At 71.1% G+C, this 16,534-nt stretch carries 11 protein-coding genes and 1 pseudogene; 9 read left to right on the forward strand and 3 right to left on the reverse strand.

What is annotated here, in order from left to right; all coding sequences use genetic code 11:
- Positions 1-392: 392 nt before the first annotated feature.
- Positions 393-2,129 (reverse strand): IS1634 family transposase, encoded by a 1,737-nt coding sequence (locus tag AC6F7H_RS00060; protein WP_500754414.1) that lies wholly within the window; start codon positions 2,127-2,129, stop codon positions 393-395.
- Between the two features lie 221 nt (positions 2,130-2,350).
- Between AC6F7H_RS00060 and AC6F7H_RS00065 the strand changes: the two genes are divergently transcribed.
- Complete coding sequence (locus AC6F7H_RS00065) at positions 2,351-3,775, forward strand: transposase (protein ID WP_500754416.1); 1,425 nt, start codon at positions 2,351-2,353, stop codon at positions 3,773-3,775.
- 316 nt (positions 3,776-4,091) lie between these two features.
- Positions 4,092-4,433, forward strand: a complete 342-nt coding sequence (locus AC6F7H_RS00070) for a hypothetical protein (protein ID WP_500754417.1) — start codon at positions 4,092-4,094, stop codon at positions 4,431-4,433.
- A gap of 13 nt (positions 4,434-4,446) precedes the next feature.
- On the opposite strand, the pseudogene AC6F7H_RS00075 reads toward AC6F7H_RS00070, so the two are convergent.
- Positions 4,447-5,819 (reverse strand): annotated as a pseudogene (locus AC6F7H_RS00075) (IS256 family transposase).
- Between the two features lie 481 nt (positions 5,820-6,300).
- The gene (locus tag AC6F7H_RS00080) at positions 6,301-7,785 is read right to left on the reverse strand and encodes a KamA family radical SAM protein (protein WP_500761593.1); all 1,485 of its coding nucleotides are present in this window, start codon (positions 7,783-7,785) and stop codon (positions 6,301-6,303) included.
- A 188-nt stretch (positions 7,786-7,973) separates the two neighbouring features.
- On the opposite strand from AC6F7H_RS00080, the gene AC6F7H_RS00085 reads away from it, so the two are divergent.
- The 7 genes from AC6F7H_RS00085 to AC6F7H_RS00115 all read left to right on the forward strand — a co-directional run bounded on the left by AC6F7H_RS00085 (position 7,974) and on the right by AC6F7H_RS00115 (position 16,505).
- Positions 7,974-8,306 (forward strand): hypothetical protein, encoded by a 333-nt coding sequence (locus AC6F7H_RS00085; protein ID WP_500754419.1) that lies wholly within the window; start codon positions 7,974-7,976, stop codon positions 8,304-8,306.
- Positions 8,307-8,489: 183 nt separating this feature from the next.
- On the forward strand, positions 8,490-8,672 hold the full coding sequence (locus tag AC6F7H_RS00090) for a hypothetical protein (RefSeq protein WP_500754421.1): 183 nt from the start codon (positions 8,490-8,492) through the stop codon (positions 8,670-8,672).
- A 571-nt stretch (positions 8,673-9,243) separates the two neighbouring features.
- Positions 9,244-10,302 carry a 2,3-diaminopropionate biosynthesis protein SbnA gene (gene sbnA, locus AC6F7H_RS00095; RefSeq protein ID WP_500754422.1) on the forward strand — a complete coding sequence of 353 codons (1,059 nt, stop codon included), beginning with the start codon at positions 9,244-9,246 and terminating at the stop codon, positions 10,300-10,302.
- A gap of 454 nt (positions 10,303-10,756) precedes the next feature.
- Complete coding sequence (gene sbnB / locus AC6F7H_RS00100; RefSeq protein WP_500754424.1) at positions 10,757-11,824, forward strand: 2,3-diaminopropionate biosynthesis protein SbnB; 1,068 nt, start codon at positions 10,757-10,759, stop codon at positions 11,822-11,824.
- Positions 11,825-11,832: 8 nt separating this feature from the next.
- Positions 11,833-12,069, forward strand: coding sequence for an MbtH family protein (locus AC6F7H_RS00105; protein WP_500754426.1), 237 nt, complete (start codon positions 11,833-11,835; stop codon positions 12,067-12,069).
- A gap of 155 nt (positions 12,070-12,224) precedes the next feature.
- Positions 12,225-14,582 carry a M20/M25/M40 family metallo-hydrolase gene (locus tag AC6F7H_RS00110; RefSeq protein WP_500754427.1) on the forward strand — a complete coding sequence of 786 codons (2,358 nt, stop codon included), beginning with the start codon at positions 12,225-12,227 and terminating at the stop codon, positions 14,580-14,582.
- 9 nt (positions 14,583-14,591) lie between these two features.
- Positions 14,592-16,505, forward strand: coding sequence for an ATP-binding cassette domain-containing protein (locus AC6F7H_RS00115; protein ID WP_500754428.1), 1,914 nt, complete (start codon positions 14,592-14,594; stop codon positions 16,503-16,505).
- Positions 16,506-16,534: the final 29 nt, after the last annotated feature.

The raw sequence follows: 16,534 nt of genomic DNA on the forward strand, positions 1-16,534 counted from the left end.
CTGTCGCACGGACGTCGGCCGGGCGACCGACCTGCGATGAACGTAACGAAGACCCCCATGGCTGGCATTTCAGACATGTTCAAGGTGTGACGCCATGGGGCCAGCCAGGGGAAAACGCAGCATTCACCGCATACCGGTGCGCCGATCCGAGTCGCGGGGCCTGTGGTGCTCAGCCCTCGCGTCGGCCGAGGAACCAGGTGAAGTGAAGGGCCGGGTCACTGATCTGCGGCCGGACAATCGATCAACGCTGCGACCAGCGACTTACTCCCGAGTTCGACAGTTGGTGGGCATACGGTGGTGTCGATTCTGCGGGCTGACCTGGGGCGATGGGCATGATGAGGCTCCGGGGCCGTTTGCCCACGGCTCCGGAGCGTGTTTTCCCAGCTCAGGGGCTATTCGGGGGTCTTCAGGCCGCTCATCTTTGGCGGGAGGGGCACTCCGCAGTTCTTGAAGAGTTTGGTCTGGGTGTCAGTCAGGCGGGTGGTCTGCTGGAGGCTGCCGGCCGGGCCGGAGAGGGTGACCTGGTGGACCCGGCCGAGCTCGGCGGCGATCTTGGGCCACGTCTGCTCGGTGCGGCGCTCGGCGACGCGGATCAGCAGCAGGGCGAGCCAGCACAGCAGCACGTGGGCGCGTATCCGTTCGTCCAGCCGATGGTAGACCGGCCGCAGATCGAGCGTGGACTTCATGGTGCGGAAGGCGCGTTCGGCTTCCAGCAGGTTCTTGTAACCGAGCGCGACGTCCTCGGCGGACAGGTCGGGATCGGACGTGGCCAGCAGGTACTTGCCGTCGAGGCGGGCCTCGGCGGCGACCTTGGCGGCATCGATGGACAGCCGCCCGGTACTGGGGTGCTGCTTGAGCCAGCGGCCCAGCGCGGGGTGGTCGCGCAGCGCGCACTCGGCCTTGCGGTGGGGCGTGTCCGAGGGGGCCGCGGCGCGTTTGCCGGTCTGGGCGGCCTTGGCCTTCGCCTTCTTCGCGTCCGCTTCCCGGGCCGTCTTGATGCGCGCCAACTCCTCACGAATGGCGTTGAGTTGATCTTCCCGTCGGGCGGCATCGCGCTCGGCTTCGGCGGGGTTGTGGCAGATGATCCAGCGTCTGCCGCCGTCACCGTCGAGGCGGACCTCCTTGACGCGCAGGTTGTCACGCACTTCCTGGTAGCGGCCCTGTCGGGCCAGGGCCTGGTCGGCTCGGTGCGAGCCTTCGCGCATCCTGGCGCCGGTGATGTAGTGGCCGCCGGCCCGGCGCAGGTAGGCCTGGTTGGCCTCGGAGGAGAAGCCGGTGTCGGTCACGGTGACGACCCGGCCGAGCCGCCAGTCGCGCAGGGAGTCCTTGACCTCGGTGATGACGGTCTGGTCGTTGGTGCCGCCGGGCCAGGTCCAGCAGCGGACCGGGATGCCTTCGCGGGTGACGGCCAGTCCGATGACGATCTGCGGGAGGTCCCGGCGGTGGTCCTTGGAGTGTCCGTACTGCCGCAGGCTGGAGCCCGCGCCGTCCGGGGCATCCGCCTCGTCGCGCTCGAAGTAGGTCGAGGTGGTGTCGAAGAAGACCAGGTCGACTTCGAGGTTGAGCAGGTGGGCGGCGGAGAAGAACACCGCTTCCTGCACCGTTCCTTGGGTGTCGGCATCGACGAGCAGGTCCATGGCCCGGTAGGCGTGCTGCTCGGCGAGGGCGTCCAGGCCGGGGATCACCTGGTCGAAGGTGGCCCACTCGGCGGCGGCAAGCTTGGACGCAGGGGCGATGGCCCGGTTGGCGACGAGTGCGAAGATCGTGCGCTCGATGTCGGTGCGGAACTTCCGCCCGTCGATGCGCGAGGCCAGGGCCGTGTCGATGCCCAGGAGCTTCCACAGCCCGTCGAGCAGCCAGCTCGCCCCGAGCGGTTGGGAGGACTCCACCGTCAGCGGCCCGGCATCCTCGACTCCCAGTGGCGCGGCGACCTCGTCCTCGTCGCCGAGGTAGCGGTTGATCGAGGCGACCAGGCGGCGCAGGCCCTCGACGTCCAGGCGGTCCTCGCGGCCGAAGTTGACCAGCACCTCGGCCTGGGTGGTGCCGCCGACCCGCCGGTTGTGGGCGAGTTGGAGGTAGCGGACCACCGACCCGTCCTTGTTCCGCCGCTGGATCTTCCGCAAGTACATGCCCGCATGATCGAGCAACAGGCCAGATCAGAGCAAGACCCATGACAAATCCGTTTGCCCACACCTCTGGGCAGTCTCAGGCGGGTGCCAGCCCTCTCACCTGCAGAGATCCGCGGCCGACCCGCCCTGCATGCCTACCAACTGTCGAACTCGGGGGGAAGCGGCCCGGAGAAACGGCCCGGCCGAAAGGCCGGGACCGCGCTCCGGGCCGACTTCACGCCATGGAACTGGACGATCCCGGCTTCCACCACAGCGTGCTGGCCGACTTCCGCGACCGTCTCACCGAAGGCGACCGCGCCGACCGCCTCCTCGACCTCGCGCTGGCCCGCCTGAAGGAGGCCGGACTGGTGCGCGAGCGCACCACCCAGCGCACCGACTCCACCCATGTCCTGGCCGCGGTGCGCGACCTGACCCGCCTGGAGATGGTCACCGAGGCCGTCCGCGCCGCGCTGGAGGAAGTCGCCGGCGCCGCCCCGCACCTGCTGGATGAGCTGGTCGACGAGGAATGGGGTAGCCGTTACGGCCGGCCGGTCCGCCTGGGCAAGAACCCCACCAAGCCCAAGACCAGGATCCTGGCCACCGGCAACGACGCCGTCCGGCTCCTGGAACACCTCTACCGGCACGGGGGCGACCGCGCGTTTGGCCCTCGTGTCCAGGCCCTGCGCCAAATCATGGTGCAGAACTATCACCACGACGTTGCGGGACACCTGCGCCGGCGCACCGCCGAGACGGAAGACGGCCCCGGGCTGCCACCCTCGTCCCGGGCGATCGTCTCCCCGTATGACACCTCGGCCCGCTATGCCCGCCACGGGCACATCATCAGCTGGAAGGGGTTCTCCGCCCATCTGACCGAGACGTGTGCTCCCGACGGCCCCAACGTGATCACGGACGTGACCACCACCGCCTCCACCACCCACGACAGCAAGGTCCTGCCCGGCATCCACACCCGCCTGCACCGCCGCGGCCTGCTGCCCGCCGAGCACCTGGTCGACAGCGGCTACACCTCCCTGCCCCACCTGGCACAAGCCGCACGTGACCACCAGGTCACCGTCTCCGGGCCCCTCCGGGGCAACCCCACCCGGCAGCACCGCCGGGGCGAGGGCTTCGCCCGGGACGACTTCCACATCGACTACGACCGCCGGCAGGTCACCTGCCCCCAGGGCCAGGTCAGCCAGGGCTGGCACGGCCCCTACCCGACCTCCTCGCCCACCGCGGCCCCACTGATCGTGGCCCGGTTCACCAAGAGCCAGTGTCAGCCGTGCCCGGCCCGCGCGCAGTGCACTACCTCCCGCGCAAGCCACCGAACCGTGGGCTTTCCCCCACGCGAACTACGCGACCTGCAACTCCGCGTCCGTGCTGAGCAGCAGACCGACGAGTGGAAGACCCGCTACGCGGTCCGCTCCGGAGTGGAAGGAACGGTCAACGAGTTCGCCCACGGACACGGCATGCGCCGCTGCCGCTACCGAGGCCAGGGCAAGGTCCACCTCCAGCACGTCCTGACCGCCATCGCCATCAACATCGAGCGCCTCAGCGGTCTCCCGGCGACCGAGGAGGCGCCCCCTGCCCGCCGACCGACCGCCTTCCAGACCTACCTCGATCAGCATGAGATTCCCCGGCCGAAGTCCTGGCGCACCCTGGGCACCTGACCCCGGCAACTCCAAGATCCCCTACAGAGTCAAGCTTAGCGTTTTCGCAGGTCACGCAAGCCTGTTGAAGGAATTTCGACGCAGAACAACGGAGCTCGTTGGTACAGGCAGTCGACCAAGACAGCTTGTTCCCGAGGAGCTCCGTTGCCGTCTCATCATGTCCTGCCCACTCCGCTGACGGCTATTACCCGTACGGTCACTGTGGCCGCGGGCCGGTTCGCGCCAGGTCATCTGGGCGAGCTGACGGCTGTCGTGCCGTTCGAGCGACCCTGTCGGCGTCGAGCAGGAGATACGGGCCCTGCTGACGCTCTATCATGTGCTGCGGACCGTCATGGTCGACACCGCCGAGTCGCGGCCCGGCACCGCCCCGGACCGCTGCTGCTTCACCATCGCCCTCCAGGCCGCCCGTGACCAGGTCATCCAGGCAGCAGGTGTCGCCTCCAGCAGCGACGGCACCGGCCTCGTCGGGCTGATCGGGCACCGGCTCCTGAACCGCCTCCTGCCACCCAGGCGGCAGCGCGTCAGCACCCGCAAGGCCAAGTCACCCATGTCCCGCTACAGCGAGCGCCGCGACGACGGCCGGCCCGACACCAGCCGTGCGGTCACGAGCCTTGACGGTCACGTCCGCTGGAGTGGTGTATCGACGGCCACTCGGTGATCTCGGTTTGAGGCTATGCGGTGAGTTCGGCGGGCAGGACGGTCTCGTCGGTTTCTGACTCGATCGGGTGGAGGCGGGCCTTGGCGAGGAGGTCGAGACTCATGTAGCGGCGGGCCTCGGTCCACTCGTCGTTCTGCTCGGCCAGGACCGCGCCGACCAGGCAGATGACGGCGGTGCGGCCGGGGAAGATGCCGACCACGTCGGTGCGGCTGGGGGCACCTCCCGCGGCGCAGCCGTGGGGGAAGATCTCCTTGTTCAGTCGCTCTTGGGGGTTGTTCGACCAGATCTGCCGCCAGATCTCCCGCGGGAAGGCGGTGAAGGCCAGCAGCTCGTGCTGGGCGGTGTCCAAGTGGGCTGATGCTTTGGGGAACTTGGCTTCCAAGGCGTCCAGGACGTGCCGCATCTGGGCCTTCACCGCGTCGGTGTCGGGCTGTTCGAACACGGTCCGCAGCAGGGTCGCCACCCAGGGCTGGGCCGACTTCGGCACCTGGGACAGCAGATTGCGGGCGATGGGGGTACCGCCCGCGCCCGTTCAGGGCGTGGGGGAGGGTGCGGCAGCGCTGCCAGGAGGCGCCGGGCAGGCTCGCGCCGATGGCGTCGACCAGGCCGGCGTGCGCGTCGGAGACGACCAGTTGGACGCCGGACAGGCCGCGGGCGATCAGCGAGCGCAGGAAGGCCAGCCAGTCGGCGCCGTCCTCGGCGGTGGCCACGTCCAGGCCGAGGATCTCGCGGTGTCCGTCGGCGTTGACGCCGACCGCGATCAGCGCGTGCACGTTGACGATCCGGCCGCCCTCGCGGACCTTCTGGGTCAGGGCGTCGACCCAGACGAAGGAGTACGGTCCGGCGTCCAGGGGCCGGTTGCGGAAGGCGACGACCTGCTCGTCCAGGTGCTTGGCCATCGCACTGACCTGGGACTTCGACAGCTGGGTGACGCCGAGGGACTCGGCGAGTTTCTCGACGCTGGGGGTGCCCCCGCTTGCGGGGGAGGGTGGAGACGCCGAGCAGGTAGGCGGTGGCGACCACCGAGATGAGGGCCTGTTCGGCCCGGCGGCGGCGTTCGAGGAGCCAGTGCGGGAAGTAGCGGCCCTGCCGCAGCTTGGGGACGGCGAGTTCGACGGTGCCGGCGCTGGGGGTACCCCCGGCCGGAGGCTGGGGGAGTGTCCCACTCGCGTGGGCGGTAGCCGTTGCGGTGGTTGACCCTCTCGTCGCTGACCTGCCCGTATTCCGCGTTGCAGAGGGCGTCGGCCTCCGCCGACATGAGCGCGTCGGCGAACGTCTTGATCATCGCGCGCAGCAGATCGGGACTCTCCCCCGCAAGCGGGGGGACCCCCAGGCGAGGTTGTCCTCGGCGAGGGCGTGCAGGGGCAGACTGTCGGGTGCGGTCATAGTGCTGATCTCCTTCAAAGACTTGGTCGTCTTGAAAGATCAGCCGGTGGCCGTTCTCGTATCCGGGCGCTCACTCCGATGCCGGGCCAAACGCCCGGATCAGGTGGGAGCCCGTACACCACTTCCCAGGACGCAACCCCGGGACCCGGGAACCGCCATGCCCAAGCAGTGAAACCACCCCGCCCACCCGACAGCAGACGAACAGCGACGTCTCATCACCCCAACCGAAACGGCGAGGCCAGAGCTTGTCGGCGGTCAGCATCGGCAAGCGCAACGCGAAGACATCTCCTGTGAACTCCGCGAGATCTGCGTTCAGTTCCTCGACTGCCTGACGGTCCGTCGCTTCACCGTCCTCCCCAAAGGCATGGTCACGCAGCTATTTCGCGAACCGATCGAGGGCCATGACCAAGCTCTGGACCAGGGGATCGACAGTACCGGCTGCGTACGGGTCCACCTGTCGATCCAAGGGTCGAGGGCGGAGTCAGCCGACCGTGACCGGTTCTCTCGTGAGTGGCTCGTCGGACACGCGCGGGAGCGCCCCGGTGCCGCTGGCCGCCGCTGTGCCCCAGCGCTCGCGCCACCACGCGCGCCCCTCCTCCGGGAGGGTGTGGATCGGGTCGTAGTAGACGTACGCGCCGTCGCCGGGCCCCTCGCCCGTCGTGTCCAGCCGGGTGCGGTAGTTCTTGTCCCAGTGGCTGACGCCGAGGACGCGGTCGTACCCGGTGGCCTGGTGCACCCAGCGCTTGCCGACGAGCGGCACGTCGCAGACTATTCGCGGCGTGGCGAACCCGGGCAGCCAGCCCAGCAGGCTCGTCTGCAGCCACTGCGCCTCGTGCAGCGCGACCCGCCAGTGCTCGGCGTTGGGGATCATGTCGCACATGTAGAAGTAGTAGGGCGTGACGCCGGCGTGGTCGGCCAGGGCGAAGCACAGGTCCAGCAGCGCCTCGGAGGAGTCGTTGACCCCTCGCAGCAGCACACCCTGGTTGCGCACGTCCCGGATCCCCGTCGCCAGGACCGCGCGGGCCGCCTCCGCGACGAGCGGGGTGACGGACTGCGCCGCGTTCGCATGGGTGTGGAGGGCGAGGCTGACTCCGCGGGACCGGGCGGTCGCCGCCAGGCGTTCCAGGCCGGCGAGCACGTCCGCGTCGAGCCAGTGTTGAGGGAGGCCGACCAGTGCCTTAGACGCCAGTCGGATGTCGCGTATGTTCTCCAACTCCAGTAGCCGGGACACGAAGGCCTCCAAGCGCGGCCACGGTACGTTGGCGACGTCCCCGCCCGACACGACGACGTCCCTGATCCCCGGCGACGACGCCAGGTACTCCAGCATCGCGTCGAGCCGGTCCGCCGGCTTGGCGGCGAACTTCAGCTTGGCGACCTGGGGGACCGAGTTGCCGACCAGGTCCATCCGGGTGCAGTGCCCGCAGTACTGGGGGCAGGTCGACAGCAGCTCCGCCAGCACCTTCGTCGGGTAACGGTGCACCAGACCCTCGGTGACCCACATGTCCTGCTCGTGCAAAGAGTCGCGGGAGGCGAACGGGTGGCTGGCCCAGCCCTCGAGCACCGGATCGGTGCGGTCACTGGCCAACGGCAGCATGTAGCGCCGTACGGGGTCGTGGACGAAGGCCTCCGACAGGCTCCCCGGGCCCTCGGGGGCAGCGTCCGGCGCGATCGTGTTGAGCATCTGCGGCGGCAGCAGCAGCGACATGGTCGCCCGCTGCGCCTGGTCGTCGGCGAGGTCCGTGAAGAACGCATCGGACAGGGCGTCGCCGATGACAGCGCGGAGCTGGCGCACGTTGCGCACGCAGTGGACGCGCTGCCACTGGGGGTCGCGCCACTCGGCCTCGGTGACGTCGCGCCAGCCCGGGAACCGGCGCCAGTCGGGCTCGCGCAGCGGCTCCATGCGGTACGCGTAGGGCTGCTCGTCGTCCGGCCCTTGAGGGCCGTTCCGGCCGATGGTCGGTGACATGTCCAGCACGTGCCTTACCTCGCTTCAAGAGATTTCTTCGGACGGCTTTCAGGAGCGTCGAGTTTCTCGATTATCGAGCCTTTTCGACTACCCCCAAGAGCGGCGGTCTGGCCTCTCCATGCCATGTCCCCAAGCGGCCACTTCCGACACGGGGAGGCGTAGCGGGTGCACCCTATAAGGTGCGTTCCGTGTATGCCATCAAAGTGATGCTCCAGCCGCCTCCGGCGTTTTTCGAGGCGTCGACGGGGGAAGATCTTGATCCGCTGGCCGCGCTGCTCTCCGCTCGGCCGGCACGGGACGTCCAGCACGTCACGCTGCGGCGGCTGCCGCAGCATGTGGTCGCGATGACCTTCGTGGTCGCGCCCAGCCTCCTGGCGGCTGAGAGCGCCGCCAGATCAGCTTGGACTGCCTGGCTGAACTGCGAAGATGTGAAGTCATGGCGACTTGTGGAGTGCGGCGGAGACCTCATGCTCGGGGTAGCCGCGGCGCACGACGAACGGGAACCGCCGTCCGGATGGTGACAGCGGTCGGCCACCTGGCATGAGGGTGACATGGCCTCCAGCGGCCATAGGGAAAGTGCTGACACGGCACCGCGGACGAGCCAGGATCGATTCATCGCCGAACGGAAAGCGCCCGGAAAGCCCCACGGTGGCCCGAGTGCGCCCGCGGCACGAAGACCAATGAAGATTTCACGGGAGAAGGAAATGAGCGCAGGTATCAAGAATTCCGTCCGCGTGGCCGTCATCGCAGCCTGTCTGGTGGTTTCGGGAGTTTCCCTTTCGGCCACGGCGGCCGCCGCTCCGCAGAGCATGGTGAATTCCGCGGCGGAGGCGCAGGAGCAGCAGGCGCCGGCCACCGCCGGCCAGGAGAACTGGGCCTGGGACTGACCGGCACTTCCCGGGACCACAGCGGGGAGGGCCGGGGCCGGGAGCGCGACCGCCGGATCCGAGCCCGGGCCGCGAGCCCGCTGCGTACCCACGTGTCCGGACGGCGGCGATCCGCAGGACCGAGACCCGGCACCGCCGGGCCGACTGACGAGCCGGCCGCTCAGCAGTGGCCGAACCTCGGAGCACGGGCCGGCGCCCAGCCGCCCGCACGTGCACGCAGCAGCGGCGGCCTTCCGGCGACATCCCTTCGTACGCTCCCCCGGCGGTGCCCCGCCGACAGGCACGGGCCACCGCAGCGCATACCGCGCCGACCGGGGACCGATCGCCCCCGCCACCACTGTCCGGCCCTGCCTTGCCCGCGCGGTCAACCCGCCGACCGGCCCGGACCGGTTGGCAGCGCCCTGGCGCCCCGCCCGGTCCGGCGCCCCGAACACCGAACGCCCCCGAAGGTGAGGGCAAAGCCCCTCCTCCGCTTCCGACTCGCCCGCCCCACCCGGGCGGGCCGGCCGGGCCCACTGATCCGGCGTCCCGCACGACCGGGACTGCTCCCCACCGACAGAAACGGACTGACGTGAACCACACCCGGCCGTCCGGCCAGGGCGGTGCCGATGCGCTCGCCGCGCGCATCGCGACGCTCCGCTCCGCGATGCCGCGGACCCCGCTGGTTCAGCTCGCCGACGAGCGCCTCGACCTCTTCGCCAAGCTCGAGTTCAGCAACCCGAACGGAAGCAGCAAGGACCGCTCGGCGTTCTGGATCCTGAAGCAGGCGATCGAGCGCGGCGACATCACCGCCGACAGCACCGTCGTGGAGTCGTCCTCCGGGAACTTCGCCATTTCGCTCGCATCGTTCTGCCGGACCCTCGGCATCGACTTCGTGCCCGTGATCGACCCGAACGTGAACGCGTCCACCGAGGCGTACCTGCGCATGGTGTGCACCCGGGTGGAGAAGGTCACCCGGCGCGACGCGAGCGGCGGCTACCTCGCCACCCGGCTCGAGCGGGTTCGCGAGCTCGTCGCCTCGATCCCTGGCGCCTACTGGCCCGACCAGTACTCCAACACTGACGCCGTCGAAGCGCACCACACCCTCACAGGCGGCGAACTCTGCGACGCTCTCCCGCAGCTCGACCACCTCTTCGTCGGTGTGAGCACCGGCGGTACCGTCGCCGGGCTCTCCCGGCGCGCCAGGGAGGCCTTCCCGGACGTCCGCGTGATCGCCGTCGACGCCGAAGGATCGGCCATTTTCGGCCGCCCGCCGCGGGTCCGCCGCATCCCCGGGCTCGGCTCCAGCATGGTGCCGCCGCTTGTCCGGGAGGCCGTGATCGACGACGTCGTCATCGTCCCTGAGGCGGAGGCCGCCGACGGCTGCCACCGGCTGCTGCGCCGCCACGGCCTCTACTGCGGCGGCTCCACCGGCAGCGTGTACGCCGCGATCGGCCGCTACTTTGAGGGCCGCGCCCTCCCGAGCCGTCCCACCGTCGCCTTTCTCTGCGCCGACCGCGGCCAGGCGTACGCCGACACGATCTACGACCCCGCTTGGACGGCCGAGCACCTGGGCACCACGGGCCCCCTGCCCGCGGCCGTCCCCGCCGCTCCCGCGGCCCTCGACGGCCTCGCAGCCCTCAGCGGCTGAAAGGAAACTCAATGATCGTGTCAAGGCGTCTGCGTGACCGGTGGAGCGGAGGTGAACAGCCTCTCGTCGCACGACATCGCACAGAGTACGTCGACCCGGCGCCGGGGCCGGAAGCAGGGCCTGGGCGTGCAGCAGCCCCCGTCGAGAACAGGATCTCGCCGTCGGCATCGACCGCCACCGGCCGGTGATGCCCCTTGCCGGCGTCGATGCCGACCCGTATCCGTCTGCCGGACGCGCTCAAGTCCATCGCTCCGCATCCCTCGCGACCAGCACTTCATGGTCCGGAAGACGCCCCGCCGCCGCCAGGTCCCCGACCAGCGACGACCGCAGTTCTCGATCAGTGATCGGAGCGCCTCGGAGAACAGGGCGGCCATTCCTCCAGTGCCGTCCACGGCAACCCGTCATCAGCCACAGCCGGTCCTCCCGGACCGCCGACCATTCGTAGGAAAGCCCCATGACCGAACCTCTGACCACTCCCGCGGACGATCCGGAGAGCCCCGGTACCGCTCCGCTGCCCACCCTCACCGTCCTCGGAGCGCCCGACGTCCTGCGCCGCATCGAGGGCCGGCGGGAGGAATGCGTGGACGTCGTGCGCGCCGCCTACCTCGCCCACGACGCGGGCGAGACAGCCAACCCGCACAGCGCCTTCCTCCGTTTCCCGGACCGCCCCTCGGCCCGGATCATCTCGCTGCCCGCGTACCTGGGCGGCGGGACGGAGACGGCCGGCATCAAGTGGATCGCCAGCTTTCCCGAGAACACCCGGCACGAGCTGGCCCGAGCCTCCGCGGTGCTTCTGCTCAACGACATCGAGACCGGCTACCCGTACGCCTGCATCGAGTCGTCGATCATTTCCGCCACCCGCACCGCAGCCTCCGCGGTCCTCGGCGCCGAGACGCTCATCGGCTCCCGCACGGCCGAGCGCATCGGCATCATCGGCAGCGGCCTCATCGCCGGTCATGTCACCCGCTTCCTCGCCGACCTCGACTGGAAGGCCGGCGGCTACCGCGTCTTCGACCTCAAGCGGGAGAACGCCGAGCGCTTCGCGGCCCAGCTCTCCGCGCAGACCCCTGAGGGCACCGACGTCCGCGCCGTCGACACCGTCGACGAGGCCTTCCTCGACTGCGACCTGGTCATCCTCACCACCGTCGCCGGCGAGCCCCACCTGCACGACCCGCGACTCCTCGCCCACAACCCGGTCGTGCTCCACCTCTCCCTGCGCGACCTCGCGCCCGAACTGGTTCTGGCCTCCCAGAACTTCACCGACGACATCGACCACGCTGTGCGTGAGCGCACCTCCCTCCACCTGACCGAGCAGCAGGTCGGCAACCGCGACTTCATCCACGGAACGCTCGCCGACCTGCTCAACGGCCGTGTCGCGCGCGACCCCGCACGGCCTGCAGTCTTCTCGCCCTTCGGCCTCGGCGTGCTCGACCTCGCCGTCGGCCGCTGGGCCTACGACGGGGCCGTCGCCGCCGGCGCCGGACTCACCGTGTCCGACTTCTTCCAGAACGCAGCGAGGTGACGCCCGCAATGGCTGACACGCAGACGACCGGAGAGCTCTACCACGTCGTCGTCAACGACGAGGCGCAGTACTCCCTCTGGGCCGTGGACCGCCCTCTGCCCGCCGGCTGGTCCGAGGCCGGCCACACCGGCTCCAAGGAGTCCTGCCTCGCCCACATCGGCGAGGTGTGGACCGACATGCGGCCGCGCAGCGTCCGCGAGCGCCACGAGGCCGCGTCCGCGGCGGTGTCCTCGACCGCCTCGTAGCCACAGGCACGCCGGGCCGGGCGGGCCGGGACCCCTTCCCGGTGCGCCCAGCCCCACGCCCCCACCCCGTCCACCCATCCGTCCGCCTCGTTCCCACCCGTCCCACCCCCGCCCGGCCGTGGCCCGACGGCGGCGACAAAGAAGGAGACCGCCCCGTGGGCGTCCCGACAACGGCACCGGACACCACGCCGAGCAGCCCCTCCCCACCGCCGGCTCGTCGGCGGGCCCGGCTGCTGCGATGGCTCCCGCTGCTGGTCCCCGCAGTGTTGGCGGTGCTGGCCGTCCTCGCCGTGGCGCCGCCGGACCCGCTGCCGGGCAACGCCGACCCGGCCCGGTTCTCCGCCGGCCGTGCCGAGGCCGACCTCCGGGTCGTCGCCGCCGAGCCGCACCCGCTCGGCAGTCCCCGGCAGGAACAGGTGCGCAACCACCTGGTGTCCCGGCTGAAGGAGCTCGGCGCCCGCGTCGACGTCGAGACCGACCAGGTCACCACCCGGGCCTGGGGCAGCCCGTATCCGGTGGCCACGGTCCACAACATCGTGGCCACCCTGCCGGGGCGCGCCCCGGCCGAGGACGGCGCCCTGCTCGTCGTCGCCCACTACGACTCCGCCCCCGGCGCCCCCGGCGCCGCCGACGACGGCGCCGCCGTCGCCGCGATGCTCGAATGCCTGCGTGCCCTCGGCACCGGCGACCGGCCGGACCGGGACGTGGTCTTCCTCTTCACCGACGGCGAGGAGCTCGGCGCTCTCGGCGCCCGCGCCTACGTGCGCCGCCACGGTGTCGACGACGTGGCCGCCGTCCTCAACTGGGAGGCGCGCGGGAGCTCTGGGCCCTCCCTGATGTTCGAGGCCGGCGACGGCAGCGCACGCCTCGTCCGCGCCCTCTCCGAAACGGGAGCAGTGACCTTCGCCAACTCGCTCTCCTACGAGGTCTACCGGAACATGCCCAACGGCAGTGACTTCACGGCCTTCCGGGACGCGGGAGCCACCGGGCTCAACTTCGCCTTCATCGAGGGCTTCCACGACTACCACGACGCCTCGGACAGCGTGGAGCAGCTCGACCGCGGCAGCCTCCAGCACCACGGCGAAACCATGCTCGCGCTGACCCGGCTGCTCGCCGACACTCCCGGCACGCTGCGAAGCGGCCACACCGCCGTCTACTTCGACCTCTTCGGCCACCTGCTGGTGGACTACCCGGTTCGGTGGGCGTCCGTCCTGGCCGCCTTGACCGTGCTCGCCTTCGCCGGCTTGGCCGTCCGCGGCGCCCGTCGCGGCGCTCTGCGGCCCGGGCGCGCGGCCGCAGCCGCCGGAGGCGCCCTGCTGGTCACGGCCGCCGTGGCGCTGGCCGTCACTGCGCAGTGGTGGGCGGCGCTCGCTCTGAGCCCGGAGACCCGGGCCCTGCCGCTCCACGAGCCGTACGCCCGCGGCGGGTACGTCGCCGCCATGGCGTGTGCGGCCCTGGCGCCCGTGCTGGCCGCCGCCCGCGCGGCGCGCGACCGCCTGCGCCCCGCCGAGTGGCTCGCCGGCTCGGCCACCATCTGGGCCGTCCTGCTGTGCGCCGCCACGGTCCTCGCCCCGGGCGCCGGCTACCTCTTCCAGTGGCCGCTGCTGGCCGCGCTGCCCGCCCTGTGGGCCGCGGCCCACGACGGAGGTTCGGCGCAGGCCCCTTCCGCTGCCGTCGCGTGGCTGACCGCACCGCTCGCCGTCGCCGCCGTGCTCTACGCCCCTCTGGCGGACATGCTGCTCACCGCGCTCGGCCTGCCGCTCGCCGCCGTCGCCTTCACGCTGCTGTGCCTGGGCGCGCTCCCGCTGCTCGCCGCACTCGGCGGATCCCCGCGCAGCAGGGTCACGGTGCCCCTCGCGGCGGCCGCCGCCTGCGCGCTCCTGGTCGCCACCGCCGTGCGGTACGACTACGACGACGCACGCCCCCGCCCGGACGCCCTCATCCACGTCAGCGACACCGCCGAGCGGAAGTCCCTGTGGGTATCGCCTGACCCCGAACCGGACGTCTGGACCTCCAAGGCCCTGGGCGCCGGGGCCCGCCGGTCCCCCGTCGATCACTACTTCCCCTTCGAGCAGCCCGCACTGACCGCTGGGGCCCCGGCTCTGGGCATCCCCGCCCCGGAGATCGCCGCGACCGGCGAGCGGACGGCCGCCGACCGCCGCACCGTCGACGTACGGATCACCACCCGGCGCGACGCCTGGATGCTCCAGGTCCGGCTGGAGCGCGCCGCGGTGCTCGAGTGCCGCGTGGGCGGGGAGCGGCTGGTGGCGGCCGACCTGCCGGAGGAGGACGGTCCCTACCTCGTCGTCCAGTGGTGGGGGACCACCGCGGCAGATTTCAGCTGCGACACCGCCCCCGGCCGGCAGCTGCGCGTCGACGCCCTCGACCTGACCAACGGACTGCCGAAGGAGGCGCTGGCGCTGACCGGGCCCCGTCCCGGCGCAGTGGCGGCAGCCCCGTTCGGCTACGCACCGACCGACGCCGCGGTGGCCCGCAGCGTCACGACCCTGTGAGGAGGAGCCGTGTCCGGTGGAACCCGCGATGCCGCCATCCACATCCACGACGTGACCAGGGAGTACACCGGGCATGACGGAAAGAGCGTGCGCGCGAACGACGGTGTGACCCTGACTGTTGCCCGCGGCCAGGTCCTGGGCCTGCTGGGCCCCAACGGAGCCGGGAAGACCACGCTCGTCTCCCAGCTGCTCGGCCTGGCCCGGCCCACCTCGGGCACGCTTCGCGTCGAAGGCCTCGACCCGGTCCGCGACCCCGACGCCGTCAAGCGCATCACCGGCTTCCTGCCCCAGGCGGGGCTGCCGATGCGCCGGATGGAGGTGCGCCGCGCCCTGTACTTCACCGGTCGGCTGCGCGGCCAGAGCGACCGCGACGCCAGGCTCCAGACCGGCGAGCTGATTGAGGAGTTCGGCCTCGGCGACCGGGCGGACCGGCACGTCGACAAGCTCAGCGGCGGCTCGATGCGGCTGGTCAACATCGGCATGGCGCTCATGGGCCGGCCGAAGGTCCTCGTCCTCGACGAGCCGACCAACGAACTCGACCCGCGCAACCGTCGCGTGATCTGGGACGCCGTAGCGCGCCGCAACACCGAGGACGGCACCACGGTACTGCTCGTCACGCACAACGTGCTGGAGGCAGAGGCCGCTGTGCACCGGGTGGCCGTCATGAACACCGGGCGCGTCGTCGCGGAGGGCACGCCTGGCGAACTGAAGCAGAGCATCGGCGACCGGACCCGGCTCGAACTGCTCGTACGGGACTCCGCGCCGCTCACCGACGCCGAAGTACGAGAGCTGTCCGCCGTGGGCGACGTGACCGCCGGGGGCCGGGAGGGAAGCTATGTCATACGATCCGCGACCGAACGGGTCCCGGCGCTCCTCCAGCAACTGGTGCACTCCGTCGGAATGAGCCGCATCGACGACTTTCGGCTGGCCAGGCCGTCACTGGAGGATGTCTACCTGGCCCTGGACGGCAAGCGCGCAACCGGAGCCTCCGCGCTCGCCGCCGAAACCGCCGCCCCCACCGCAACCGCTGCTGCCACGCCCGCTGCCCGTGCTGAGCGCGCCGCCGCCGTCGCCGTCCTGGACCCGGCTCCGGCCCCCGTCTCCGACGGGCCGGCCGTTCCGGCGGATGCCCCGGAGCCCGCCGTCCGGCCCGTCCGGCGCACGGCACGGGAGCGGCTCCGCCGCGCCGGCGTGGAGTTCGCGTACCTCTGGCTCGAACAGATGCTGGAGGTCCGGTCCACCTGGCCCTGGACGCTGATGTTCGGCTTCCTCATGCCGCTCGCGATGGTCTTCGGGCTGTCGCGCATCGGCACGGCCCCCGCCGGCCCGGGGAGCATGCTCTACATCGTCAGCGGTGCCGCGGTCTTCGCACTGGCCACCGAGGGCATCGCCACCCTGGCGCAGCGCATCGGGCACCTCAAGAGCCAGGGGCAGATGCTCTACTACGCCTCCCTGCCCATCAACAAGGCGTCCTTCGTGGCCGCACTGGTCTGCGCCCGGCTCGTCCTGGTCGCCCCCGGGCTCCTGACGCCCGTCCTCGCCGCCAAGTACCTCTTCGGCGCCGACGTCGTCCTGTCCCCCGTCCTACTGCTGGTCCTGCCGTTGTCCGCTCTCGCCCTGGCCGCGCTCGGCATGACCATCGGCTCGCTCATCGACGACGTCGAACTGACCGTCGTCGTCACCAACCTGCTCGTCTTCGTCCTCCTGCTGGCCTCCCCCGTACTGATGCCGCCGGAGGCCCTGCCCGCGCCGCTGCGCCTGGCCGGATTCCTGCTCCCGCCGACGTACGCCGCCGACGGCCTGCGCCTGAGCCTGGCCGGCGACCTGGGCCCCGCCCTCCTCCTCGACCTTCTCGTCCTCACCGCGATGGCGGCGGCCGGCCTGGCCGCGGCCGCCCGCTGGCTGCGCTGGCGCACCGCGTGACCCGCGCACCGCCGAACCAAGGAGACCTC

The sequence above is a fragment of the Streptomyces sp. MMS24-W38 genome, from assembly GCF_059889265.1.

Excerpts from the sequence above, each read along its gene's own strand:
- AC6F7H_RS00080 (WP_500761593.1), bottom strand. The coding sequence starts at position 7,785 with ATGTCACCGACCATCGGCCGGAACGGCCCTCAAGGGCCGGACGACGAG.
- AC6F7H_RS00060 (WP_500754414.1), bottom strand. The coding sequence starts at position 2,129 with ATGTACTTGCGGAAGATCCAGCGGCGGAACAAGGACGGGTCGGTGGTC.
- AC6F7H_RS00090 (WP_500754421.1), top strand. The coding sequence starts at position 8,490 with ATGAGCGCAGGTATCAAGAATTCCGTCCGCGTGGCCGTCATCGCAGCC.
- sbnB (WP_500754424.1), top strand. The coding sequence starts at position 10,757 with ATGACCGAACCTCTGACCACTCCCGCGGACGATCCGGAGAGCCCCGGT.
- AC6F7H_RS00065 (WP_500754416.1), top strand. The coding sequence starts at position 2,351 with ATGGAACTGGACGATCCCGGCTTCCACCACAGCGTGCTGGCCGACTTC.
- AC6F7H_RS00105 (WP_500754426.1), top strand. The coding sequence starts at position 11,833 with ATGGCTGACACGCAGACGACCGGAGAGCTCTACCACGTCGTCGTCAAC.